The 24,805-nt window shown below is 63.2% G+C and carries 25 protein-coding genes; 2 read left to right on the plus strand and 23 right to left on the minus strand.

The window, feature by feature from the left end:
- Nucleotides 1-524 (plus strand): ATP-binding protein (locus ABJF10_RS13820; RefSeq protein WP_348545168.1); only part of this gene is annotated, 524 nt, incomplete at its 5' end.
- Nucleotides 521-1,759, plus strand: coding sequence for a tetratricopeptide repeat protein (locus ABJF10_RS13825; RefSeq protein WP_348545169.1), 1,239 nt, complete (start codon nt 521-523; stop codon nt 1,757-1,759). The genes ABJF10_RS13820 and ABJF10_RS13825, both read left to right, overlap by 4 nt.
- Nucleotides 1,760-1,934: 175 nt before the next feature.
- On the opposite strand, the gene ABJF10_RS13830 is transcribed toward ABJF10_RS13825, so the two are convergent.
- From ABJF10_RS13830 to ABJF10_RS13940, 23 genes are all read right to left on the minus strand, one after another.
- Nucleotides 1,935-2,654 (minus strand): urease accessory protein UreD, encoded by a 720-nt coding sequence (locus ABJF10_RS13830; RefSeq protein WP_348545170.1) that lies wholly within the window; start codon nt 2,652-2,654, stop codon nt 1,935-1,937.
- A gap of 224 nt (nt 2,655-2,878) precedes the next feature.
- A complete protein-coding gene (gene ureG, locus ABJF10_RS13835) occupies nt 2,879-3,517 on the minus strand; it encodes an urease accessory protein UreG (RefSeq protein WP_348545171.1) in 639 nt (212 codons plus the stop codon).
- A 63-nt stretch (nt 3,518-3,580) separates the two neighbouring features.
- On the minus strand, nt 3,581-5,296 hold the full coding sequence (locus tag ABJF10_RS13840) for a GMC family oxidoreductase (protein ID WP_348545172.1): 1,716 nt from the start codon (nt 5,294-5,296) through the stop codon (nt 3,581-3,583).
- A 25-nt stretch (nt 5,297-5,321) separates the two neighbouring features.
- On the minus strand, nt 5,322-5,852 hold the full coding sequence (locus ABJF10_RS13845; RefSeq protein ID WP_348545173.1) for a gluconate 2-dehydrogenase subunit 3 family protein: 531 nt from the start codon (nt 5,850-5,852) through the stop codon (nt 5,322-5,324).
- A gap of 96 nt (nt 5,853-5,948) precedes the next feature.
- Nucleotides 5,949-6,638, minus strand: coding sequence for an urease accessory UreF family protein (locus ABJF10_RS13850; protein WP_348545174.1), 690 nt, complete (start codon nt 6,636-6,638; stop codon nt 5,949-5,951).
- A 43-nt stretch (nt 6,639-6,681) separates the two neighbouring features.
- The gene (locus tag ABJF10_RS13855) at nt 6,682-7,119 is read right to left on the minus strand and encodes an urease accessory protein UreE (RefSeq protein ID WP_348545175.1); all 438 of its coding nucleotides are present in this window, start codon (nt 7,117-7,119) and stop codon (nt 6,682-6,684) included.
- Nucleotides 7,120-7,200: 81 nt separating this feature from the next.
- A complete protein-coding gene (locus ABJF10_RS13860) occupies nt 7,201-9,408 on the minus strand; it encodes a hypothetical protein (RefSeq protein ID WP_348545176.1) in 2,208 nt (735 codons plus the stop codon).
- A 7-nt stretch (nt 9,409-9,415) separates the two neighbouring features.
- Complete coding sequence (locus ABJF10_RS13865) at nt 9,416-10,633, minus strand: DUF3142 domain-containing protein (protein WP_348545177.1); 1,218 nt, start codon at nt 10,631-10,633, stop codon at nt 9,416-9,418.
- A gap of 440 nt (nt 10,634-11,073) precedes the next feature.
- Entirely contained in the window at nt 11,074-12,807 is a 1,734-nt protein-coding gene (gene ureC, locus ABJF10_RS13870) for an urease subunit alpha (RefSeq protein WP_348545178.1), read from the minus strand.
- Nucleotides 12,804-13,115, minus strand: coding sequence for an urease subunit beta (locus tag ABJF10_RS13875; protein WP_348545179.1), 312 nt, complete (start codon nt 13,113-13,115; stop codon nt 12,804-12,806). The genes ureC and ABJF10_RS13875 overlap by 4 nt, the downstream gene beginning before the upstream one ends.
- 18 nt (nt 13,116-13,133) lie before the next feature.
- The gene (locus ABJF10_RS13880) at nt 13,134-13,436 is read right to left on the minus strand and encodes an urease subunit gamma (protein WP_348545180.1); all 303 of its coding nucleotides are present in this window, start codon (nt 13,434-13,436) and stop codon (nt 13,134-13,136) included.
- Between the two features lie 8 nt (nt 13,437-13,444).
- Nucleotides 13,445-14,035 (minus strand): HupE/UreJ family protein, encoded by a 591-nt coding sequence (locus ABJF10_RS13885; RefSeq protein ID WP_348545181.1) that lies wholly within the window; start codon nt 14,033-14,035, stop codon nt 13,445-13,447.
- A gap of 59 nt (nt 14,036-14,094) precedes the next feature.
- On the minus strand, nt 14,095-14,934 hold the full coding sequence (locus ABJF10_RS13890; protein WP_348545182.1) for a sugar phosphate isomerase/epimerase: 840 nt from the start codon (nt 14,932-14,934) through the stop codon (nt 14,095-14,097).
- Nucleotides 14,934-15,632: a formylglycine-generating enzyme family protein gene (locus ABJF10_RS13895; RefSeq protein WP_348545183.1), complete on the minus strand. Its 699-nt coding sequence runs from the start codon at nt 15,630-15,632 to the stop codon at nt 14,934-14,936. The genes ABJF10_RS13890 and ABJF10_RS13895 overlap by 1 nt, the downstream gene beginning before the upstream one ends.
- Entirely contained in the window at nt 15,622-16,398 is a 777-nt protein-coding gene (locus ABJF10_RS13900) for an SDR family oxidoreductase (RefSeq protein ID WP_348545184.1), read from the minus strand. Before ABJF10_RS13900 ends, ABJF10_RS13895 begins: the two co-directional genes overlap by 11 nt.
- A 2-nt stretch (nt 16,399-16,400) precedes the next feature.
- Nucleotides 16,401-17,756 (minus strand): aromatic ring-hydroxylating dioxygenase subunit alpha, encoded by a 1,356-nt coding sequence (locus ABJF10_RS13905; RefSeq protein WP_348545185.1) that lies wholly within the window; start codon nt 17,754-17,756, stop codon nt 16,401-16,403.
- A gap of 11 nt (nt 17,757-17,767) precedes the next feature.
- A complete protein-coding gene (locus ABJF10_RS13910) occupies nt 17,768-18,730 on the minus strand; it encodes a D-2-hydroxyacid dehydrogenase (RefSeq protein ID WP_348545186.1) in 963 nt (320 codons plus the stop codon).
- 7 nt (nt 18,731-18,737) lie between these two features.
- Nucleotides 18,738-19,628: a polysaccharide deacetylase gene (locus tag ABJF10_RS13915; RefSeq protein ID WP_348545187.1), complete on the minus strand. Its 891-nt coding sequence runs from the start codon at nt 19,626-19,628 to the stop codon at nt 18,738-18,740.
- Between the two features lies 1 nt (nt 19,629).
- Entirely contained in the window at nt 19,630-20,535 is a 906-nt protein-coding gene (locus ABJF10_RS13920) for an ABC transporter ATP-binding protein (protein WP_348545188.1), read from the minus strand.
- 3 nt (nt 20,536-20,538) lie between these two features.
- Nucleotides 20,539-21,669, minus strand: a complete 1,131-nt coding sequence (locus ABJF10_RS13925) for an ABC transporter permease (RefSeq protein WP_348545189.1) — start codon at nt 21,667-21,669, stop codon at nt 20,539-20,541.
- 30 nt (nt 21,670-21,699) lie between these two features.
- Complete coding sequence (locus ABJF10_RS13930; protein WP_348545190.1) at nt 21,700-22,668, minus strand: ABC transporter substrate-binding protein; 969 nt, start codon at nt 22,666-22,668, stop codon at nt 21,700-21,702.
- Nucleotides 22,669-22,707: 39 nt separating this feature from the next.
- Nucleotides 22,708-24,069, minus strand: a complete 1,362-nt coding sequence (gene glnT, locus ABJF10_RS13935) for a type III glutamate--ammonia ligase (protein WP_348545191.1) — start codon at nt 24,067-24,069, stop codon at nt 22,708-22,710.
- Entirely contained in the window at nt 24,069-24,773 is a 705-nt protein-coding gene (locus ABJF10_RS13940) for a creatininase family protein (protein WP_348545192.1), read from the minus strand. Before ABJF10_RS13940 ends, glnT begins: the two co-directional genes overlap by 1 nt.
- Nucleotides 24,774-24,805: the final 32 nt, after the last annotated feature.

The following is a 24,805-nucleotide window of genomic DNA, read 5'->3' on the forward strand; positions in this document are numbered from 1 at the left end:
TCGCCGCCGATCGCAACGATCTCAAGCGCAGCGCCGGCCGCACGCTCATCAACCAGTTCCTCGCCGAGATGGATGGCAACGTCGGCAACAACGATGGCCTGCTCATCCTCGGCGCGACCAATGCCCCGTGGCACCTCGATCCCGCGTTCCGCCGCCCCGGGCGCTTCGATCGCATCCTCTTCGTCCCGCCGCCCGACGAGCCCGCCCGCGCGTCCATCCTCGAGGTGATGTCCAGGGACAAGCCTGTGCACCAGCTCGACGTCGCCGCCATCGCGAAGAAGACCAAGGATTTTTCGGGCGCTGATTTGAAGGCCGTCTTCGATATCGCCATCGAGCGCTCGCTCGCCCGCGCCATGCAGGAGAATCGCGTCATCCCGCTCGGCACCGACGATCTGCTCAAGTCCGCGAAGGATGTGAAGCCCTCGACCAAGGCCTGGTTTGAGAGCGCGAAAAACTACGCGATTTATTCCAATCAAAGCGGCTTCTACGACGACGTCCTGACCTTTCTCGGCATCCGGAAATGAGCGCTGGGATTCCGCATCCGCAAGTCCTGCGCGGCTTGCAACTCAAGCAAATAGGCCGTTTCGCGGACGCTGCGACTGCGTTCAAGGAAGCGCTCGCCCAGGAGCCAAACGACGCCTTCGCCCTGCACCAGCTCGCCGGCTGCCAGTGGCGTGTGGAGGAGCTGCGCAACGAGGCCTTGCAGACCATTGACCAGGCCATCTCCCTCGAGCCGAACGAAGCGGAGCATCATGTGCTGCGCGGCTTCATTCTCTGCGCGCTCGAACGGCCGAAGGAAGCGCTCGACGCCACCCGCCTGGCCCTCGGGCTGGATCCCAACGATTCCTACGCGCACACCGCCGAGGCGCAGGCTTACCTGCAAATGGAAAAGTGGTCGCTCGCCGAGCAATCCGCCCGGCAGGCGCTCACGCTCGATGCCGACAACTCCGGCGCGGCCAACCAGCTCGCCCAGGCGTTGCGCCTGCAGAACAAGCAGGCCGAAAACGCCGCGCATCTCGCCGGCATGCTCGCCCGCGATCCCGAGGACGCCTTCACTCATGCCAACGCCGGCTGGTCCGCGCTGCAGCGCGGCGCGCATCGCGAGGCCGAGGTGCATTTTCGCGAAGCGTTGCGGCTCGACCCGGGTTTCGATTACGCCCGCGAAGGCCTGCTCACCAGCTTTCGCGCTCGCTCGCCGCTCTACCGCGCCTATCTGAAATACACTTTCGCCATGGCACGGCTCAATCGCGGTGCGCGCTGGGCGGTAGTCATCGGCCTCTACTTCGCCTCCCGGGTCGCGCCTTACCTTCCCTACGGTTACGTGCTGGTGACGATCTATCTGCTCTTCGTGCTCTGGGTGTGGGTGGCGCGTCCCGTGGGCAATGCCATGCTGCTCTTCGATCGCTTTGCCCGCTACGCCCTCCGCCTGCCGGAAAAAATCGAAGCGGCCGTCGTCAGCAGTTGCTTGGTGGCTGGGTTCACCGGCCTCGTGCTGCATCTCGCTTTCCATTGGAACCTCGCAATGCTTTTCGGCATCGCCGCCATCGCCATCGCCTTTCCCCTCTCGCTGGTCTTCACCAACGCCTCCCGCCTCGGCCGCTGGATCTTCGGCAGCATCGCCGCCGGGGCTGCGCTCGTCATTCTCTATAGTCTCTTCCCCGGAACGTATCTGTCTGCCGACCTCTTCGTCGGCGCCTGCATCGCCTGCGCCGCCAGCACCTGGCTCGGCAACATCCGCGCCCTCAACAAGCGCGGCTGATCGCATGCCGCGAAGCGCCTTCCAGGCGCCCGAAAAGAACCTGTCATTCTGAGCCTGCGACTCGAGGCTCTGCGAGAGGTCCGCGGTGCCGTGGGGACAACGACCTCTGATCTCTGCCTCTCCTCACCCGTCCGGCGCGAGAAACAAAGTCGCGATCCAATATCGTCCTCGCCCCTTAATTCCTCCGCAACCCCGGCGCCCGCTTCCCCAGCGCCGCATAAATCTCCCCGCGCACCGCCGCCACCGTCTTCCGCAACGCAATACTCCCCGCCGCCACCACGCGAATCGCCCACCCGCCGCGCGTCAACGCGCTGCATCCCACCCAAGTCTCATCCCCGTGCAAATCGTGAATGCGCCCCCAGCATTCCGCATCCGCGCGCAGATGCGGCGACACCACAAAACAACTCGCATAGTAGGCCTCCGCAAACTGCGCCCGCATCGCCGCCAGCGTCGCGCTTTCCGGCGTCAACACGTACCGCTCCCGCGCAATCTTCACCTCACCCAGAAACACCGTCGTCTCCCAATCCAGCTCCGCAAAAGCAAACACCTCGCCCGAAGCCGTCCGCCCCGGCGCAATCATCTCGATCAGCAACGCCTCCCCGCCTTCCGCCACGCGCAAAGTCGTCTGCTGCCGGTAACGCGCCCCCGCCTGCGGAATGAACATCTCCGGCCAGCTCTCCAGCCACCCGCCATTCGCGACGCCAAACTCCTGCGCCACCCGCGCATCCCCCTCCACGATTCGATGCGCCCGGCTCGCACTCGGCGCCGTCAGCAACACCCGCGCCCCCGTCTCCACCGCCACATCGTACCGCACCCGATCCCCCGCCAGCAGCCCCGCCGTGGGATTCACGATATTCACCACCAGCACATCTTCCTCGAGATGCGGCTTGCTCAAATGCACCGGCGCGGAAAACGACTGCTCCCGAATAAACGTCCGCCCAGATTCATCCACCGCACAAGTCAGCCGCAAATGCCCCTGTAGTCCGCGCCGCCCCCCGCTGTCATCCTGAGCGGAGTGTAACGCAGTCGAAAGCCGAGCCTCTGGCGAGACGCCTACGGGACCGGGGGGCAAACCCCGTGGCACTACCAGCGACCCCGCTGCAGTTTCCCCCGACGAGATCAAACGAACAGCACCTCACGCCGCAACCACGCCAGCAACTCGTCCTTCCCCTGCTCCGAGCGCAGATCCGCAAACAAAAACGGCCGTTCCCCGCGCATCAGCTTCGCATCCCGCGCCATCACCCCCAAGTCCGCACCCACATACGGCGCCAGCTCGATCTTGTTGATCAGCAGCAAATCGCTGTGCCGGATCGCCGGCCCGCCCTTGCGCGGAATCTTGTCCCCCTCCGCCACGTCGATCACATAGATGAACGCCTCCACCAGCTCCGGCGAAAACGTCGCCGACAAATTGTCCCCGCCGCTCTCCACCAGAATCACCTCCACATCCGGATGCCGTTTCTCCAGCTCCGCGATCGCCGCCATGTTCATCGAAGTGTCGTCGCGGATCGCCGTGTGCGGACACCCGCCCGTTTCCACGCCGATCACCCGTTCCGCCGGCAGCGCCTCATTGCGCACCAGGAATTCCGCATCCTCCCGCGTGTAAATATCGTTCGTCACCACCGCCAGCGAAACCTCCCCGCGCAGCCACTGGCAAAGCCGCAGCACGAGCATCGTCTTCCCCGACCCCACCGGTCCCCCGATCCCAATGCGGACAACGCGCTTTTTCGTGGCAGGCTTGGCGGCAGAGGTAGCGATCACGGGGACAAAGCCTTAGCGCAAAGGCCATCTCTCCCGCAATCCGTTTCGCCGTCAGACGTGCTCCTACAAATTGAACTTCTTCATCTCCTCCACCGCAAAATCCGCGGCGCGGGCGGTGAGGGCCATGTAGGTCAGCGAAGGGTTCACGCAACTGGCGGAGGTCATGCACGCGCCGTCGGTCACGAAGACGTTCCTCACCGTGTGGAGCTGGTTGTGCGCGTTGAGCACGGAGGTCTTCGGGTCGCGGCCCATGCGCGCGGTGCCCATCTCGTGGATCGCCGTGCCGAGATACGATCCCTTGTCGTAGGTCTGCACATTCTTCAGGCCGGAGGCTTCGAGCATTTCCTTGGCGTCGTTGGCCATGTCGAGGCGCATCTTCTTTTCGTTGTCGCGGAACTCGGCATCGAACACCACGACCGGCAGCCCCCATTTGTCCCGCGTGGCTTTGTCGAGCCACAGGCGGTTGTCGCTGTAGGGCAGCGTCTCGCCGAACGCGCCCAGACCCATCGTCCAGGCGCCGGGCTTGGTGAGCTCGTCCTTGAGATCGGCGCCGAAGGCCAGCTCGGCCACGTTGCGCTGCCAGTTGCCGCGGCTCGCGCTGCCCTGGTAGCCGAAGCCGCGCAGGTAATCGCGCTTGTCCGTGCCGATGTTGCGATAGCGCGGGATGTAGATTCCATTCGCCCGGCGGCCGTAATAGTAGCGGTCCAGCCCGCCTTCCCACGTGCCGCTCGCGCCGGTGCGGAAATGGTGGTCCATGAGGTTGCGGCCCAGTTGGTCAGAATCGTTACCCAGGCCATTGGGAAAGCGCTCTGAGGTGGAGTGGAGGAGCAGCGCGGTCGAACCGATCGCACTCGCGCAGACGAAGATCACTTTCGCGAAATATTCGCGGTCCTGCATCGTCACCGAGTCGCGCACCCGCACGCCGGTCGCGCGTTGCGTGGCGTCGTCGTAAGTGATTTCGGTGACCACCGAATCCGGCCGCAAGGTCAGCCGCCCGGTCTTTGCCGCCGCCGGCAGGGTGGACGATTGCGTGCTGAAATAAGCGCCGAACGGGCAGCCCCACGCGCAACGGTTGCGAAACTGGCACGGCCCGCGGCCGACCCCGAGCTGTTCCTCGGCGGCCTTGGAAAGATTCGCCACGCGCCCGATCGTCATGTTCCGCCCGGGGAACGCTTTCTCCAGCCGCTTGCGTACTTCCTTCTCCACGAAATACATTTCCATCGGCGGCAGAAACTCGCCGTCCGGCAATTGCGGCAGGCCGAGTTTTTCCCCGGAGATGCCCGCGAATTTCTCCGCATGGGAATACCACGGCGCGATGTCCGCATAGCGGATCGGCCAGTCCACGGCGATGCCGTCGCGCAGGTTCGCCTCGAAGTCGATATCGCTCAGCCGGTACGATTGCCGGCCCCACATGATCGATTTGCCGCCGACGATGTTCGGGCGGAACCAATCGAAGCGCTTCACCTCGCGGTAGAGCGAATCCGAGTCGTTGAACCAATACTTCTCCGTCATCTCGTTATACGGATAGTCGCGCGACACTTTCGGATGCGATTCGATCTGCTCCACGGTCAGGCGCCCGTCGTATTTCAGCTCCCATGGCGCCTTGAGCGCATCCTCGTAGCCGGTGATGTGCTCCAGTTGCTTCCCGCGCTCGAGCATCAGCACGCGCAGTCCCTTTTCGGTCAATTCCTTCGCCGCCCATCCGCCGGAGACGCCCGATCCAATGACGATCGCGTCGTAAGTCAGCTCCTTGGTCGTGTCGATGTTGAGATTAGCCATGAATCGGAAAGCAAAGTTTGTGAGGTCAGAGCGCCCACGCTTTTTGTCCGGCCTGCAGCGGCAGGTCGCCCTCGAAGCGCCCGGGAATCGGCAGATATTCCAGGGCCTTGGTCGCGCCGATCTCCGAGCAGAAATAGCCCGCGATGGTCAGGTGTTTCAGCAGGAGGAAGAACCCCTTGTTACTCGCCGCGGCTTGCTTCACCAGTTCGTGCCGTTGCGCCGCATCCAGCCCGGCGAACCCCTGTTTGCTCAGCTTCAGGCTCTCCTCCTCCAGCTTCGCCAGCCCCGCGTAAAATCTCTCCTGCTCCTCGCGCACGTAACAGTCGCGCAGCACCCGCATGATGAACTGCTCCGCGCCCGCCGCCTTGGCACCGGGCGTGTCCGTGGTCGGAATGATCGTGTCCGCCACCTCGGCCAGCAGCTTCTGCTGCGCCTCGCTCACCGCCACGCTCGGCCCGAGGTTGATCACCTGCCCCATCAGCCCTGCCGTCAATTGCGCCGACAGCGCGCCGCCCAGGATCATGGTGATACGTTGGATGGCTGCGCGGCGATTCATGTTTCGGAATTGGAAAAAAGGCGTGAGCTATCTAGTCGAATCGCCCGAAAACACAACCGCCGGCCGCCGATTCCCTTTGGCCGCTCGTCCTGTCATTTACGAAATGAACAGCCGCTCAAAGGCCCGCTCATGGCGCATACTCGCGATCTCGAGCAGGGGATTGAAACAACCGGAATCCTCCCGCGCGACGCCCAGCGAGGCTTCGACTGTCTCCTTCGCCTCCATCGCCGCTGCGCGCAACACCCGCTGACAACCATCCTGCCCGATGCGAATCAACTTCATCGCCGCCGCGCAAATCGCCGCCAGCGACTGGTAAAAATAAGTCATCAACGCCGCCGTCAGCGGCATCCCTTCCACCCGCGCCTGCAAGCCACATACGACCAGATGATGCCCAGCCGCCCGCCCTGTTCGGATCGCTTCCTCAAACTCCTTCAACAGCGGCGAATCCGAGATATTGCCCAACGCCTTCAAACGCCGCCCGCCCAACTGCGCACTGGCCTCGCGCGCCTCACGCGCCAGCTTCCAAGCGCTAATCTCCCCATCGATCACGCAGAGTTCCTCGACCGTCTCCGCCAAAAACGCGAAGCGCAAATACGGCAACTCCTGCTGTCGCTGCGCCGGGATGATTTGCCGCTGCAAAAATTCCAGCAGCGACGCCTCATCCCGCACCTGCCCCAACCGCACACTCTCCTCAAACCCCAGCGAATGCGCATACGCTCCGGTCGGAAAAAGCGCATCGCTCGTCTGCAAAAGCCACAGCAGCCAGCTCAAATCTTCATCCTTCATTTGCCCCCATTGCGCCATGGGCGTCTCGCGTTTGCTCGACTTTTCAATGCTGATGCCCCCCGCTCAGCGGATGAAACACCCGCTTGCACGCCGTGTAAGCAATCCCTTCCCGCTCAAAAAGCTGCCGCACTGCCGGATCATCCACCACCCGCACGATGTCGCCCGCGATCTCGATCTGAAAGTGCAGATTCCCGATCATCCACCCCAGCCGCGCCGCATCCGCCGGCCCGCCCGCACCGAAGGCGGCGCTGCTCACTTCCAGCACCGGCTCGTACTTCTGCGCGAGAATGTAAACCGCCGCCTCGTTCTGGAAGATCGCCACGCCGTCCACGAGCGGCGATTCGAGATCGAATCCAAACTCGCTCCCATCCTCTGCCACCCCGCGCCAGCGCCGCTTGGCCAGCGTGAGCCGTTCGACGGGAATGCGAATGCGAGTGGCTGAATCCGCCGAAGCGGCCAGCGGGTGGTGAACGATTGTCATCGGCGCGGCATGCTGCCCGGTTTGTCCGCCAGTCGCAAGCCGGCGCCGCAGGATTTCCATCCCGGAGGGCGCGTTTCGCCTCTATTGCGGCCGGAGCAATGGATTCTGAAACGGCTCATCGTTCACCGTTGGAAACCAGCGCCGGCGTTCCCCCTCCCTGCCGAGGGCGGTCTGCCCGCAGCGCCCGACGAGTTCCTGGTAAAAGCGATCCGCGGACTGTGGGTCGCGATTCTGTAGCCACCCTCCGGCGATGCACAGCATCCGCGCGGTTTCGTCATCGGGCGCGCGCAGACGCGCCGCCTGCCAGGCGAGCTCGGCGGCGACATAGCGATAGTGAAAGCGGACATTGGGTGTGGGCCGCAGCCGCAGATTGCGGGCGATTTCCTCGCTGGTGATGCGCGGCAGCCACGCCGTCTTTTTAAACAGTTCGGCTCTCCATTCCGACGGTGGTCGTAGTCCGGCGCGCAGTCCTCCGATGTCGTCCAATTCATAATTTCCGTCGAAGAACGACCAATCGGGCGCCGTCTCCGCGCCGAACAGTTCCATGCCGAGATAGCGATGGATGCGCGCCGCCTGCCAGAGCGCTGCCGCCCGCTCCTCCGCCGGCAACCGGCGATCGTGGCCACGTTGGTAGTCCGCGCGATATTCATCGAATCGCGCGCGCAATGGCTCCGGCATGGATGCCCGCGCCTCCGCCAGCCGCCCCTCGCGGGCCAGGCGCCGGGCCAGCATATAACGAAACGCGAGCGGCGCATTCTCGCGCGGTGGCGCGACCGGTGTTGGATACTCATCTTCCTTCGGTGGCGGGATCTTCGGCCTGCTTTTCAAGTCCGGATGCTGGCGGTAGAAGGCCAGCAATTCCTTCGGCGTCATGACTTGTTCGGCGACATAGGCCGCATCCAGCCAGCAACCACTGCGCAAGAATGCATCGAGCGCCTGCGGAAAGCGGGCGCGCGCCATTTCGGTGATGCCGAGATCGCCCTGCAACTGCCGGCCTTGGATGACCTGGCAGGTCGCGGTATCGCCGCCGGACCACCATTGGAAGCCCGGATACACCTCCGGTTTTTCTTTCGTGAATTGGTGCGCGGCGGCGGTGAAGTAGCGCGCGGCCTCGGCGTCATGGCCGGCCCGGAGGGCCAGTTTGCCGCGCAGCCATTGGGCGATCGGCGCCCCCGCCGGGGCTTTCTTCAGCCACCGCGCGGCCCCGGCAAAATCGCCCGCGTCGTAGGTCACCCAAGCCAGCCGGTCGGCGTCTTCCACGACCTTCAAATCGGCTTGTTCCAGGGCCTTGAGCCATCCGCTCAGCGCCAGCGCGTGCTGCGCGTGCTCATCGGCGCTTTCCCAAGCATAGGGGTAGGGACTGTAGCGGGTGACTGCACTGGCCGTCACGAGCTGGCGGAGCAGGGGCACGGCCGCGTCGTGAGCGCGATCCAGGTCGGTGCCGGTGTTCAAGAGTTGCGGGCCCATGTCCTGCAAGGCCTCCAGCGACCAGGGGCAACCGGCGCGGAAAGACAGGCAGAAAAGAGCCGCCGCCTTTGCCCGATCTTCCTCGATCAAGCCCTCCCAGTAGTAGCTCATCCCCACGAGATTCAGCGAGTCTGCACCACCCTCCTGGGCGAGCGTGCGCACGCGTTGCAGCCAGCGTTTGGCCTCGGCGCCACTGGCTTTATCGTCGGCCGCGTTCCAAGCCGCCATGCGGCCGAGCATGTAGGCCGCCCAAGTCGAGCGGAAGTGCCGCTCGGCCGCAGGTCGGGCGAGCAGTTTTTCCCAAGCGGCCCGGGCTTCCGCAATCTGGCCGCAGTGAAAGGCGATGGCACCTTGCAGATAATCCGCCAGTTCCGGCGGCAGTTCGGCCGGCAGGGGCATGCCGCGCAGGACATCGGCCGCATCGGGATTGACCTCCTTGTGGATCAGTAGTGGATCCCGGATCTCCTGCATGGCGCGCCGCACTTTCCAGTATCCCTCGGCGACTTCCTTCTGGCGCGCCAGCGGCACCCCGTGGAAAGCCAGCGCCGCGAGCACGTCCTGATCCTCGTTTTTGTTGATCTCTGGCTCACCCGCCCGGATGAGCCGGTATTCCTCCTCGTCGATCGACCGCGCTTTGAGCCCGGCGGGCAGCCGCGGCAGTGCAGGCAGATGCCGCAATTCCGCGCGAAAGGTGGTCATCGGTGGATGCAACGCCTGCTGCTTGTCATCGGTCAGCAGCAGCGAGGGCAGCCACGGCCCGCACGCGGTGGCCAGCGGGGCGAGGCTGCAGAGCAGCAGGGAAGCGAGGCGATGGGTCTTCATGGTGTATTCATGGATTCTGCGCTGCGACTTCGGTCGATGGATTTCGGCGAATCCAGCCGCACACCAGGCGGCCTCCCGGCGGCAGGATGCGGCCCTCCATCCCGCGCAGTCTCGGGGCGCCGTGAAATTCGGATTCGAGGCGAAATCCATTCACGCCGTCGGCCGCGACAGTGTCCCCAGGCACCAGCAATTCCGCCGGCAAAGCCCAATCGGCGTCGCCTTTGTTCTCCAGCACGGCATTCTCCACGCCGGAATCGGCAGGCTCGAAGATTAGCTTGCCCTGTGGCTGCGGCGTCCTCCCCGCGATGATCGCGGCCAGCGTGGGCCAGCGCCAGTTGAGCCGGTCGCTCTCGACCGGCAGTCGATACCAGATCACTCCCTCCAGGCTGGCCGGCCGGCTCGATTCCCACTCCCGCACCAGCGCGGCGAGTTCCGCGGCATTCGCGCGCAGCACGATGCTCCCGCCCGATCGTGGAGTCGGTGCCTCCTCCGCGTGGACGCCGGTCACGCGGCCGGTGGCATCGGTCAGCAGTTCGCAACTGTAGGTCGGGAGCGCCACGCGAAAGGGGATGCGGAGCCGCCCGGCGAGCGTGATGGCTCGGCGCGCGGCAACCGGATCGCAGAGGACCGGCGCGGTTCCAGGTGCTCCCGGGACGGAATGCACTTGCAGGACGAATCTTCCCGCAGCGGTGGCGAGCGGGGCAAAATCGCGTTGCTTGAGCCAGTCGGGTAACGCCGTGATCGCCAGCGGCGTTTGCGGAAAAGCCGCCTGCAATTCCCGCACCCACACCGCGTAGCCGGCCAGTCGCGCCGACGGGCAATCGAAATCAATCTGCAACTCCGTGACGCGCAAACCCGCCGTGCTGGCTTGGGACAAAGCCGAGCGCAGCGTGTCTGTGGCGGCGCGCAGGAGTTTCGATTGCGGGGAAAACGGGCCGGAGTACGTCGCGATGCGCAGTCCGAGTGCGACGGGCTTTCCAGTCTGCGCGAGGGCGGCATAGTCGGTTTGGGCCAACACCACATGCACGTCGCCGTCCTGCATCCCGACCTCGCCGATCAACACGTCAAAACCGGCGACCGAGGGCGCAGCCCGCTCGATGCCGATGCGCACCGCCGGCGTCCAGTGTCGCTGCCAGACATACACCTCATGGGGCAGCGGGCCGTGGGTCGTCGGTGTCCGTGTGCAACCCACGAAAGCCAGCAGCAGGAGCAAGAGGATGCGCATCCTGCATCTACGCGGCGCGCCACGCCCGCCTTACAAAAATCTGTCGTCCAACTTCACTTTTTGCTTGCTTTTTTGCACCGATTCTGCTACGATCCTTCCCGTTGAAAGTGGATGGAATTGAGGTGCTGGTTGGGCTTCTGGCGGGCGGCTGAGGGAAGGTTCTTTGATAGACTAGCAATCGGTAGATTAATGCAAATCAGATGCAATAACGCCTCTGCGCTGCTGCCTTGATTGAGGCAATTACCTACCTTGATTGGCTCGTGATGCTCCAGAGGGGTAAAGCCCAGTCAAGGCTGGTCAAGGCGCGAAATTTTTCCCCGTCGGCAGCGCGCGGTAGACCTGTGAAAGTGCGACAGATGCAATTCACCTGCGTTTGTGTTCTGAAAGACACGAATGGCGAATTCGGAATGAGAAGGCCGGCTGAGGAGCCGCCCGCGGAGTTAAAATAGGAAGTAACGCTGGGCCATCGGCAGCACTTTGGCCGGCTCGCAGGTCAGCACGCGGCCGTCGGCCTTGACCGTGTAGGTCTCGGGGTCGACTTCGATTTTCGGCAGGACGTCGTTCCAGAGGAGGTCGCGCTTGGTGATCTTGCGCGTATTCTTCACGGCGACGAGGCGCTTGCCGAGGCGCAGGTCGTTGAGGGCGCCGGTGCCGAGGGACGCGCCGCTGACAAAGGTGACTGAGGTGGAGTATTTCGCGCGGCCGTGGGCGGCGAATTGCGGGCGATACATCATCGGCTGCGGCGTGGGGATGCTCGCGTTGGGGTCGCCCATGTTGGCGACGGCGATGAGGCCGCCCTTCAAGACGACTTCCGGTTTCACGCCGAAGAAGGCGGGCTTCCAGACGACGAGATCGGCCAGTTTGCCGGGCTCGATGCTGCCCACTTCATGGGCGATGCCGTGGGAGATCGCTGGGTTGATGGTGTATTTGGCGACGTAGCGCAGGGCGCGAAAGTTATCGGCGGCGGTATGCACTGGCGCGTCGAGCTTGCCGAACTGCGTCTTCATCTTGTGCGCCGTCTGCCAGGTGCGGATGACGACTTCGCCCACGCGCCCCATGGCCTGCGAGTCGCTCGACATCATCGAGAAGGCGCCGAGGTCATGCAGCAAATCTTCCGCGGCGATGGTCTCGGGGCGAATGCGCGATTCGGCGAAGGCCACATCCTCGGGGATCTTCGAGTCGAGGTGATGGCAGACCATGAGCATGTCGAGATGCTCGTCGATCGTGTTGACGGTGAAGGGGCGCGTCGGGTTGGTGGACGACGGCAGCACGTTGGCCTCGCCGCAGACGCGGATGATGTCCGGCGCATGGCCGCCGCCCGCGCCTTCGCTGTGAAAGGTGTGAATGGTGCGGCCCTTGAAGGCGCGGATGGTGTCTTCCACGAAGCCCGATTCGTTCAGCGTGTCGGTGTGGATCGCGACCTGGATGTCGAGTTCATCGGCCACGTCGAGGCAGGTGCTGATCGCCCCCGGCGTCGTGCCCCAATCTTCGTGCAGCTTCAGCCCGATCGCGCCCGCGAGGACCTGTTCGCGCAGCGGCTCGTGCGTCGCGCAGTTGCCCTTGCCGAGGAAACCGAGATTCATGGGATACTCGTCCGCTGCTTCCAGCATGCGGTACATGTTCCATTTTCCGGGTGTGCAAGTCGTCGCGTAAGTGCCGTGCGCCGGGCCAGTGCCGCCGCCGATCATGGTGGTGACGCCGCTGGCCAGCGCGTGCTCGATCTGCTGCGGGCAGATGAAATGGATGTGCGTATCGATGCCGCCCGCGGTGATGATGCAGCCTTCGCCCGCGATCACTTCGGTCGCTGCGCCGATGACCATCCCCGGCGTGATGCCCTGCTGGATGCCCGGATTACCCGCATGCCCAAGCCCGACGATACGACCGTACTTGATCCCGATGTCCGCCTTGATCACGCCCTGCACCGCGTCGAGCACGAGTGCGTTGGTGATGACGAGGTCGAGCGACTCCGCGTCCGTCGCCGTCGGCGACTGCCCCATCCCGTCGCGGATCACTTTGCCGCCGCCAAATTTCACTTCATCCCCGCGCGCCCCCGCTTCCGCAATCAAGTCCCGCTCCACCTCGATGAACAACTCCGTATCCGCCAGTCGCACCTGGTCGCCGACCGTGGGACCAAACATCTCGGCATACTGCCGTCGCGTCATTTTCAGGCTCATAGTTTGCCGTCGATCTTGTTGTTTAGCCCGTAGACCTCGCGAGTCCCGCCGAGGGCCACGATCTGGACTTCCTTGGTGTCGCCGGGCTCGAAGCGTACGGCGGTGCCGGCGGCGATGTTCAGACGAAAACCACGTGCGGCCTCGCGATCGAAACGGAGCGCCGAATTCACCTCGTAGAAGTGAAAGTGGCTGCCGACCTGCACGGGCCGGTCGCCGGTGTTGGCGACGGGCAGCGTCTTGGTTTCAAGGCCCGCATTGATGGCCAGTTCGCTGGGCTCACTGGCTACGATGATTTCTCCCGGAATCATAAATCCCTATTGGAATGTCTAGCGTATCGGATGGTGGACGGTGACGAGCTTCGTGCCGTCGGGGAAGGTGCCCTCGACCTGCACTTCGTGAATCATTTCGGCGATACCTTCCATGACGTCGCCGCGCTTCAAGACCGTGGTGCCGAAGCTCATCAGGTCGGCCACGGATTTACCGTCCCGCGCTCCCTCGAGAATCTCGTAGGTGATGATGGCGATGGCCTCAGGGTAGTTGAGCTTGAGGCCGCGCGATTGCCGGCGGCGTGCCAGATCCGCCGCGGTCACGACGAGCAGCTTTTCCTGGTCGCGAGGTGAAAGATGCACAGCTTAGTTCAATTCAGCGCGAGGAACGCGCTCGCCGTGCAGATGGCGACGCCCGTTGCGCGCACCCACTTCGCTTCGGCGAAGCGCTGGATCATCAATCCCGTCATGATGCCGCTTGTATGCAGCAAGGCGGTAGCGATGACAAAACCGGCGCCATAGGAAAGTCCAGCCGCCGTGCCGGGCATCTCCAGCCCGTGCGCCTGGCCGTGGCAAAGCGCGAACAGTCCCACGATGGTCATGCTCGCGGCCAGCGGCAGTCGCACGGCGGCGGCGATGAGCACACCCAGAATCAACACCGAGGCCAGAATACCCTGTTCGGCGAAAGGCATCGCGACACCAGCCATGCCGAGTGCGCCGCCGATCGCCATCACGCTCACAAACGATGCGGGTACGAGCCACTTGGCGCGCCCGCCGAGTTGCACTGCCCAAAGGCCGACCGCGACCATGGCGAGGATGTGGTCGAGTCCATGAACGGGGTGCGAAACGCCGGCGGCAAACCCGCTGGCGTCGTGGCCCGGATGGGCTTGGGCCAGCACGGGAGCGAGGGCGAGGGAAAGGGTGGCGAGTGACGTGAAAGAGGAGCGGGTGCGAGCGATCATAGCGTTGATTTTCTACAGGGGTTATCGTTAGCGGGGAGCGGTGCGGACGGCGATACTTTTCACGCGAAATCCCCGGAATTTCTTTGGGCGAATTGCTGGCGCTCCCGACGGGCCATCCACGCATTGATCTCATCGAGGTCGCCGACAGGGGTTTGGGTGAACGGCGCGCAGTGCAAATACCCATCTGGACCGAACTCCGGCGTCATCGTGCTTACGGCCACGCCACGCTCCGCTTGCGCCCGCCAGATGCTCCGCCACCAGCGTTCGTGGGCGTCGAGTGCGGATCGATATTCCGGTGCCGCCGGATGCGGTACCTGCGGGCCTTGATCGTAGCCCACGCGGGCATGAACGTGATGCGCGCGCTCGGCGCACAGGGCGAGCACGTCCGGTTCGGTATCGATGAGCCGTTCGCACACGCAGCACCAGTGGGAGAAATCACAGGTCAGCCGCAGGTCGGGCAGCGCCAGCAGCAGATCGCGCGTGATCCACGGATGAAACATCGAGCGGCTGCGGTGCGTCTCGAAACTCGCCGCGACGCCAAGCTGTTTCGCGATCTCGATAGCCTGTTTAAAGAATTCGATGCTCGCTGCCAGTGGCCAGGCGTCGCATCCGGCGATAACCGTCAGGAAGCGTGGTGCACACGCCATTGCCGCTTCTGCTTGTTGCCGAAACGACTCGATATGCTCGGCCACCGTGGCGTTGCGATCAGGTACGTAGGTGCCCGCCGTGCAGATCTCCGCGATGTAGCTGAGACCGGCATCCGAGAGCTTTGCGAGGAAATCGCGATCCGTCGGAGCCTGCCCTTCGATGCCGTCGAAGGCCTGCTCTCGTGCGGCTGCAATGGCCCCGTCGATGGGTCCACGGTGACCCCAGAGCGTCTTGAAAAGATGCAGTTCCATCACGCCGGAAGATCACTCGATGCCACACGGAAACCCACATTGTCGCGCCGTCGATCGACGCCCAGCCCATCTCGCCACGCGCTCCGCAAAAGGCGCGGCAGATAATCCCACGCCCCTCCGCGAATGACGCGGCGGGCCGGATCACCAGCCGCTACCCACGCGGAGCTATCTTGCGGCGCTCCATGGTAATCAGCATGCCAGACATCCTCCACCCATTCACACACATTGCCGTGCAGATCATGTAATCCGAACGCATTGGCGGGGAACTCCCCGCAGGTCGTGCGACGCCCGCGCCCGACTCGTTCGCCGGATTCGCTATAATAGTAATTGGCCTCGCGTGGTGTGATCTCGCCGCCGAAAGCGAATGGGGTGGTCGATCCCGCGCGGCAGGCGAACTCCCATTCCGTCTCGCTCGGCAGGCGGCAGCTTCCGCCGAGCCAGGCGCAGTAAGCGCGGGCGTCGTTCCAACTGACGTTCACGACCGGAAGCGCCGCGTCATCATACGGCGCATGGCTGGCAGCGAACGCGCGATATTCACCAACCGTCACCGCAAAGCGCCCCAGCGCAAACGGGCGAAGTTGGACAAGGTGTGCCGGCCGCTCGGTATCGTTGGCAAACTTATCGCCGGGACTTTCGCCCATCAGGAATTGTCCGGCGGGAATCGCGACCAACTGCGGCGCTCGTAGATCATGGCTCATCGATCCACTTTCCCTCGCGCACGTTGGCCGGCAGCACGAGATCGTAATCCGTCCAACCCGCCGTCAGTCCGCCATCGATGGCGATGTTTTGCCCGGTGATGTAGGCCGCCTCGTCCGACGCGAGAAATTGCGCCAGCGCCGCGACCTCTTCCGGTTCGCCGAGGCGCCCGAGCGGGGTGCGCTTCTCGATGAAGGGAATCTCCGGATTATCCGGAATGCCGGTGACGGCCGGTGTGCGGATCGTCCCGGGGCTGATGGCATTGACGGTGATGCGGCGAATGGCGAGTTCGATTGCGCCCAGTCGCGTGAGATGAATCACCGCCGCTTTCGATGTGGAATACGCTGCGCCGCCCGGTGTCCCGATCATCCCCACGAACGAAGCGGTGTTGAGGACGCGCCCGCCATCGGTGAGTACACGAGCGGCGTGTTTGATGCCGAAAGCGACGCCATTCACGTTTACTCCAAAGGTGCGGTTGAGCAGGTCGCCGGTGACGCTGTCGAAGCCGACCCCGAGTGGTTGAATGCCCGCGTTGTTCACGGCGATGTCGAGCTTGCCCAATCGGTCCACGGCCTCATCGAACGCGTTCGCCACTTCGGTCTCATCGGAAACATCCGCCCGCACGAAAGGGAAATCGTCCGCCGTCGGTGTCCGATCCACGATCAGCACCTGCGCGCCCGCCTCGCGAAAGCGCAAGGCGATGGCCCGGCCAATGCCCGACGAACCTCCAGTTACCAGCGCGGCTTTTCCAGCGAGCGAGAAAGTCACGGTCAGGAATCAGCGCGTTGCCCCACTGCCGCGGGGCGATCCAGCGTGGGCCAGGTGCCACGGGCCCGCGCCGCGAGGTAGCGCTGGAAGAGCCAGATGGACATCTCGAGATGGGACAGTCGTCCCCGCTGGTAGCCGCTGGAATAGTAGCCGCGTTGCACGCCGACGCACATCTCCATGTCCTCGAGATGGAAACCCACGCTGGCTGCGGTGAAGCGCTGGAGACGGTCGGCAAAGTCGGGCAGTTGTGTCACCGCTCGCGGCACGAGCAGCGTCGTAAGCAACGTGTGCCGATGCGGCCCTTCGGGCTGAAGGCGATACCAGATGAGGCAATCGGGCACGTAAGCGAGCAGCCAATTGGGGAACCCCAGCGTCAGCCCCCACTCGAAGCGATCGCGCTCCTCAAGGCCGGGTATCAGCGGGAAAGTCTCCCGCGCACCGCCTGCCGCCTCCGCCTCGCTGATCGCTCCGCGCTCTTTTGCGCCGTAAGGCAGATGGCAGCGAATGAAATGCGCGCGCTCCGCCTCCGTCCACGTATCCCGCGCGGGCATCATCGGCTGGAGCGATTGCGAGTGCGCGCCGACGTGATGGTACGACTCCATGAAATTCTCCGTGATCACTTTCCAATTGAAAGGGCATTCCCAAGTGCGCGCATCGACCACGACCAAATCCTGAGACGCCCACTTTTCCAGATGCGACCCGAATTCCGCCCATTGCTCCGCGGGGGCGTGTGGAGCGACACCGTCGAGATTCACGAAGACGAAGCCATTCCATACCTCCGCACGAAACTCCCGTAGACCCCATTCGGCGCGCTGAAAGCCAGTTGCCTGGTGCATTTCCGGGCAGGCCTTCAGCCGTCCATCGAGCTCGAATGTCCACGAGTGATACGGGCAGAGAAAAAGCCGGGTGTGCCCACCGCCGGGAGGGCCTTCACGCGCTTCCGCCGGCCCGTGGCCGAAGCCGGGCGGCATGATGTCCATCCCGCGATGGGGGCAGGTGCGCGAGAGCACGCGAACGCCCTGGTCCTTGTCGCGCACGACGATCAGCGGCTCGCCGAGCAGATCGAGCGTGATGAAGTCGCCGACTTCGGCGAGCTGCGAAGTGTGGGCGACGCATTGCCATCCCGCGCGCAGAACGTGTTCCGCTTCCCAGCGATAGAAAGCCTCGCTGGTATAGACCGCCGCCGGGAGAGTCGTGGCTTGGCCAAGGGGGCGATCAGCCGTCATTTTCAAATCGTCGAGAGTGGCGGGCAGGGTGGCAGCCTCCGCCGCGGGATCGCGGGGCAGGGCTTGTGGGACATTCAACCGCTGATTGAATTCACAGGCGGCACGGACTTGCGGTTCATCGATGACGGGCATGGCAGGTGTGGTTAGGTGGCAGGCGTGACAAGGTTTTGCGGAGAGCCGGCGAGAAAGGCGCGCACGTTGGCCACGCTGGTGGCCAGTAGGCGTTTGCGAGACGCTTTTGTCGCCCACGCAATGTGCGGCGTAATGAAACAGTTTTTCGCCGTGAAGAGCGGGTTGTCGGCGGCCGGTGGTTCCTGGCCCAGCACGTCGAGCCCGGCACCGGCGATCGTCCCGCGGTTCAACGCTTCCGCGAGCGCCGCTTCATCGATCAGCGGGCCACGGCCCGTATTGATGAGGAAGGCGGAAGATTTCATCAGCGCCAGCCGTTCCGCATTGACCAGTCCTTTGGTTTCCGGTGTGAGCGGGCAATGGAGGGAGATGACATCGGCCCGGGCGAAAAGTGCATCGAGGGGGACATTCTCTTCTCCTTCCACGGCTCGGCGCGAATGGACGATGACTCGCATCCCGAAGGCGCGCGCGATGTTGCTGACATCACGCCCGATCGCGCCGAAGCCGACGATCCCGAGTGTCAGTCCCGAGAGTTCGACCAGCGGCGTGTCCCAAAAACAGAAATCACGACAGGCCGCCCAGCGCCCGGCGGAGACGGCTCGGGCGTGATCTCCCGTGCGATTGGCCAGTTCGAGCAGGAGCGCAAAGACCGCCTGCCCCACGGAAGCGGCGGCGTAGCCGGGGACATTGGTCACCGCGATCCCGCGCTCCGCCGCGGCGACGACATCGACGACATTGTAACCCGTGGCCAGCACGCCCACGTAGCGCAACTCCGGCAGAGCGCGCAGCGTTTCGGCCGTGAGGACGGTCTTGTTCGTGAGCACGAGGGGCGCTCCCTTGGCTCGATCGAGGACGAGTTCCGGCGGGGTGTGATCGTATAAAGTCACCTGGCCTACTTGCTCGAGCGTTTCCCAGCTCAAGTCGCCGGGGTTGAGCGTGAAACCATCGAGAACAACAATGCGCGGGGATGTGGTCATGAGACAATTAGAAGACGGGTGGCGACTTCGGCACGTCCAAATCCAATTCGCGCCGCGCCTCGGGATGGGCGCGTGTGTAGGCGGCGATTTCGCGACCGCGCGCAAACCATACGCCGCCTTTCGCCTGCATCGCGGTGACGATGTCCTCGAGCAGCCGCACGCGCGATGGCCGCCCGCTCAACCACGGATGCAGCGTAAGCACAAAGCAGCAGCCGAAGTCGTGCATCGCTTCAAACTCCCGCCACCAAAGATCAAAGACCTTTGCGCAATTCTCCGGGATGAATCCCCACGCCGGATCGGCGTTGAAGGCAAACTGCTCCCAGTCCTCGAGCAGCCATTGGCCCGGAATTTCGACGAGCCCGTTGTCATGAAAGTACGGCACATCGTCGCCCATCGCGCTCGCGCAGTAGTCGATCCCGTGCCGGGCGAGCAGCGCCGGTGTCCAGGGATTGATCTCGAACCACGGTGCGCGAAATCCCAACGGCTTCGATCCGGTGAAGCGCGTGAGGATCTCGATCGTGCGCCCAAGAATGGCCTCTTCCTCGGCTTCGCTGAGATAGGCGAGTTTTTCGTGCAGATACCCGTGCAGGCCGATTTCATGTCCCTTGGCGACGATCGCTTCCACCATGCGGGGATGCTGCTCGACGATATAGCCAGGGATGAAGAACGTCGCCGGGACTTGCAGATGATCGAGCAACCCCAACAGTCGGGGCACGCCGATCCGCGGCCCATACTCGCACTGCGACATCAAGGTGCGCCGTCGTGCGAGCTGCGGATCTTCGCTGAGCGCCGTCGTCTCGCCATCCACATCGAAGCAAAGCATCGCGGTGCACTTGGCGCCCTCCGGCCAAGTGAAACGGGGTGGGGGAAGATAGCGGTCCCCGGGTGAGGCGTGCATGTTACTCCACCTCGTCGCCCGCGGCGGTCATCTTGATGACGGGCAGTTTGTCGTCTTCGTCTTCACTGGCTGGAGTGTGAATCAACTCATCGAGTCGTGCCTTTACCGCGAGGAATTCCGGTGAAAGCAACTGCGCGACGGTGCGGGGCCGCGGCACGGGATTCTCGATGAACTCGCGCGCCCCGCCGGGATTGACCCCGAGGACGAGAATGCGGTCGGATAGATAGATCGCTTCGTCGAGATCGTGCGTGATGAAGAGGATCGTGACGTCCACGCGCTTCCAGATTTGCAAAAGGTAGTTCTGCATCTTGCAGCGAGTCAGGGCATCCAGCGCGCCGAAGGGTTCGTCCATGATCAGGATCCTCGGCTCATTCGCGAGGGCGCGGGCGATCGCCACGCGCTGCTTCATACCGCCCGAGAGCTCGTGCGGATACGATTCTTCGAAGCGGCTCAAGCCCACCATCTCCAGCCACTGCCGCGCCTCACTCTCGGCGAGGCTCGAGCTTTTACCCTGCAATTCCAAGCCGAACATCACGTTCTCCTTCACCGTGCGCCACGGGAAGAGCGTGTAGCCTTGAAAAACCATGCCGCGATCCGGTCCCGGCCCGGAGACCGGTTTCCCATCGAGCAAGATCTCTCCGCCGCTGGATTCATCGAGCCCCGCGGCAATGCGGATGAACGTGGATTTGCCGCACCCCGAGGGGCCGATGATCGTGATGAATTCGCGTCGACGGATGTCGAACGAGAGGTGATCGAAGACCACGTGCTCATGCCCCGGCGGACCGAAGGATTTGCGGAGATTGTTGACCGTCAACACGACCGGCCGCTCCCGGATGCGCCGGAAGCGGGCAGCCACTTCGGGCGCCTGTTCGTGGTAATCGGGTAGTGCGAGTGTGGCGAGCGACATGGCTTAGGTGCGTGCGGGATTGGTCTCGGCGTCGGTCGAGGGCGGAATTGGCGGCAAAGGTGCGATTTCGCTGATCTGGTCCTTGGGTGATGCCTCCACCGATGCTTCGCCCGGATTTTCGTCCCCGCGATTTTGCGTCGCTACCATGGAGATCGCGATCGGCTTCGCTTTGCGTCGGCGATGCTTGCGCTTCCACGGGAAAAGCACTGTGCCGAGCCACGCCAGGAACATATCGCTGGTCAGACCGATGATGCCGATCATCCCGATGGCCGCGAAGACGTTGTCGAAGTTGCGGTAGCGCGCTTGCTGGTTGATGAAAAATGTGATGCCCGACATCGTGCCGACCACCTCCGCCACGATGAGGTAGGTCCACGCCCAGCCGAGCAGGATGCGCATGTCCGTATAGATATCCGTAATCGCCGCCGGGATCACCACGCCGCGTACGAGCTTCCAGCCGCGCGCGCCGAGCGTCTGCGCCGCTTCGACCAAGGCGGGATCGACCTTGCGAACCGTGTTGGAAATCACCAGCACCTGCTGGAAAAATGTGCCGATAAAAATGATCGCAATTTTGGGTCCGTCATCGATTCCCAAGACAGCCACGCACAGCGCACCAAAGGCCGGCGCGGGCAGGTAGCGAAAAAACTCGATGAACGGCTCCTGCAATCGCGAAAAGAAGCGATAAGTGCCGCAGAGAATTCCCAAGGGGACTCCGAATAGCGACGAGAGGAAGAAGCCCCATAGGATCGTGCGAATGCTGTGCCCGAGACTTTGGTGCAGCCACGGCTCATTCGGCAACCGGGGCTCCGTGGTAAATGCCGTGTAGAATGCCCGCGCCACCTCGTGTGGCGCGGGCAAATACACCGGATTCACCCGATATCCTTCCGGCAACGTGCCTCCCGCCGCGTGGACCTTTTCCAACTCGTGCTGGAAGTCGGCTCGCGGCAACTCCATGTCTTCCGTGAAATAGTCCACGTCGCCCACGACGGTGACTTTGATCAACGGATGCCAGAGCCAGGGGATGTAACTCACCGCACACCACAGGACGAAGGGGACGAGAAAGGACAGGACGGTCAGCAAGACTTTCCGCTGATGCGGAAGTTCTTCCTTCAGTCCGAGCCAGTCGCGTGAGGCCATTCGGGTGCGCGCGGTGAGACTTGGCGGGAATTACTTCAATCCGGCTACGACACCGGGAACGAGGTAGTTCTCGGGCTTCTGCGAGACCTTGTAGACCTTGTTATCCATGTTGAACTTATTGCCGATGGTCAGCGCGCCATAGATCGAATCCAACCCATCGCCTTTTTTGTAGGCGGTCTTGGCCTCGGCGAGTGTCAGGAAGTGGGTCCCCGGAATATTCTTGGCATAGTCTTCCGCGTTGGCGCCGACTTTGGCGGCCATGATCTTGACTGCGTCTTCCGCGGTCTTCGAGTCCTTCAAGTAGTCGACGCACTTATAATAGATGCCCGCGATCTTGGACCACTCTTCCTTGTGCTTCGCGTAGCTGGTTGGGTTCACCGCGAGCACGTCGTAGATCAGCCCCTTCGCTTCCGCGCTGGTGAAGAGAGGCTTGGAGCCGGCGACGGCCTTCAACGCCTGGCCGGAGATCGGATACCATGCGCCGATGGCTGCCACCTTGCCCGAGCCGAGGACTTGGGGCGTATCGTTGGTCGGCGTATTCACGAGTTCCACGTCGCTCTGTTTCATGCCGTTGTCTTTCAATGCCTGGAGCAGCAACATGTGTTCGACGAGGGTGACTTCGATGCCGATTTTTTTCCCCTTTAAGTCCTTGATCGAGTTGATGCCCGGTGCGCCCACGATCATGTCGCTACCTTCGCTGTAATCGAGCAGCGCGATGATCTTGCTCTTACCCCCGGTGGCGCCGGTAACCAGCGCATCACTGCCGACCACGCAGACCGCGTCGATCTTGTTGGCGGAGAAAGCGTCCAGCGATGGTAGGTAATCGAACCAGACGAGTTCGACATCGAGCCCGGCGTCTTTGAACCAGCCTTTTTGCTTGGCGACTTCGAGGACGGTGTAGCCGGGCCAGTCCGAGTAGCCGATCTTAATTGGGTCGGCGTGGAGATTCGCGGCGAACGCGAACGCCAGCGCGGCGGTGAATAGTGATTTCAGGTTCATGTTGGTGTTTGGTTGATGGTGGGTTTGGTGGTGAAGGGATTAAAATTGGCGTGCGTATTTCTGGATCTCCCAGGCGCTGATCGTCTGGTGGTACTCCTCCCATTCGGCGCGTTTGTAGGTGATAAATTCCTGCTTCAATTCCGCACCGAGGACCCGCTCGGTGAATGGGTCGTCCTCAAAGGCGTGGACTGCCTCCGCGAGGGTCTTGGGCAGTGGCTGCACGCCCTTTGTGGCCAGTTGCTCGTCGGTGAATTCGTACAAATTGTCCGTTTGTGGTGCGCCGGGATCGAGCCCTTCGCGTATGCCTTCGAGGCCCGCCGCGAGGGCGAGCGCGCCGGCGAGGTACGGATTGCACGAGGAGTCCGCATTGCGGGATTCGCAGCGTCCGCCGCCCATCGGCACGCGGACGGAATTCGTCCGGTTGTTCGTGCCGAATGAATTGAAGACCGGCGCCCATGAGTAATAGCCCATCGCTCCCCGGCGAATGAGCCGCTTGTAGCTGTTTACCGTGGGCGCGAATGCTGCGCACAGCGCCCGCCCGTGCTTGAGGATGCCCGCGATGAAGGAGTAGCCGAGCGTCGATAAGCCGAGGCCATATTTGTCCGGCCCGTCACCCGCCTGGAAAAGATTTGCGCCTGTCTTTACGTCGGCCAGCGACATGTTGAAGTGCGCGCCGTTGCCTGTTTTGTCGGCGAAAGGCTTTGGCATGAATGTGGCCAGCAACCCTTGGTCGGCGGCATACTTCTTCGCCATCAGGCGGAAGAAAATGTAGCGGTCCGCCATGGTGAGTCCGTCGGCATATTTGAAGTCGAACTCGAACTGGGAGTTCCCGTCCTCGTGGTCGAACGAATACAGATCCCAACCGAGGGCGTTGATCGTCTTTGCCAGTCTGTCAACCAGTCCGAACGCATCGAAGAAGCGCTTCAAGTCGTAGCAACTCTTCATTAAATCGTCGTCCGGGTTCGGCACGAGCAGATCCCCGCGTTCGCCGAGCTTCACGAAGTACACCTCGCATTCGATACCGAGGTTGAAGGTGAATCCCATCTCCGCGGCCTGGGCCAGCACCTTCTTGAACGCCACCCGCGTATTGATCGGATACGGGTCGCCGTGGAAGGTATTGTCCGCCGGATACCACATCACTTCCGGCTGCCACGGCAATTGCACGCCGTGGTCGAGGTCCGGCAGGCTGGCGATCTCGTCGTCGTTCGGCGATTGGCCCAAGCCGTCCAGCGCATAGCCGGTGTAGAGTTCCGATCCGCGCGCGAAATCCTCGAAATGCGCAATCGGGACGATCTTGCCCTTCGGTACGCCGTGGATATCCACATACGCGCCGATGCAGTAGTTCACGCCCTTGGCGAGCAGGTCTTCTTTTATGGCGGAGAGTTCGGCGTCGGATTTCATCAAAGGGCGGCGAAGTAGCTCTCGTCGAGTGGTGGTTGTTCGGTCAGAGCCGCACGGATTTGCCGCGTCAGGTCCTCGACCATCATGGCGAAGAGTTGCTGACCGTGTTCCTTGCTCGCCGTGGCTGGGTGTCCAGTCACTCCATTGCGGCTCGTGCGGTTGACGGGATGCGCAAAGAAAAGCCCGTGGGTGCGGTCGGGATCGTGCGCCACGGCGATGCGCTCCGGTCGCACCCCATCCGGCGCGAGCGCCAGCATGAGCGAGGTCTCCGCGGCGTTCGCGTGCCAATCTTCGGCGTCGGCGAAGAACTCCGTCCGCACCCGCTGGCTGACCTCTCCTACGTTGCGGATCGCGACCATCATGTCATCGAACTTGCTGCGCAGAATCTCCAGTGCGCAGCGCAGCGGCGCAAAATTCGTCACGTGCCCGTTGATGATCACGAAACGATTGAACGCGAAGGCGTGGCACCACTCGGCAATCTGCACCACGCAATCGATCAACGTCTGCGGCTGAAGGGAAATGGTCCCGGGCCAGCGGCGCGAATGACCGAGTGAGCATCCGTAGGGCAGGGTGGGTAGCACGGGTATTCCCGTCTCCGCGGAAACGGCGTGGGCCAGTTTCTCCGCCGTGATGCAATCCACCGCGGTGACAAGATGCGGTCCGTGCTGCTCCGTGGCGCCCACGGGCAGTATGGCGGTGTGCATTCCCGAATCGCGCAGGCTGGCGATTTCTTCCC

It is taken from the genome of Chthoniobacter sp. (assembly GCF_040003245.1).
In the GTDB taxonomy this organism is placed as follows: domain Bacteria; phylum Verrucomicrobiota; class Verrucomicrobiia; order Chthoniobacterales; family Chthoniobacteraceae; genus Chthoniobacter.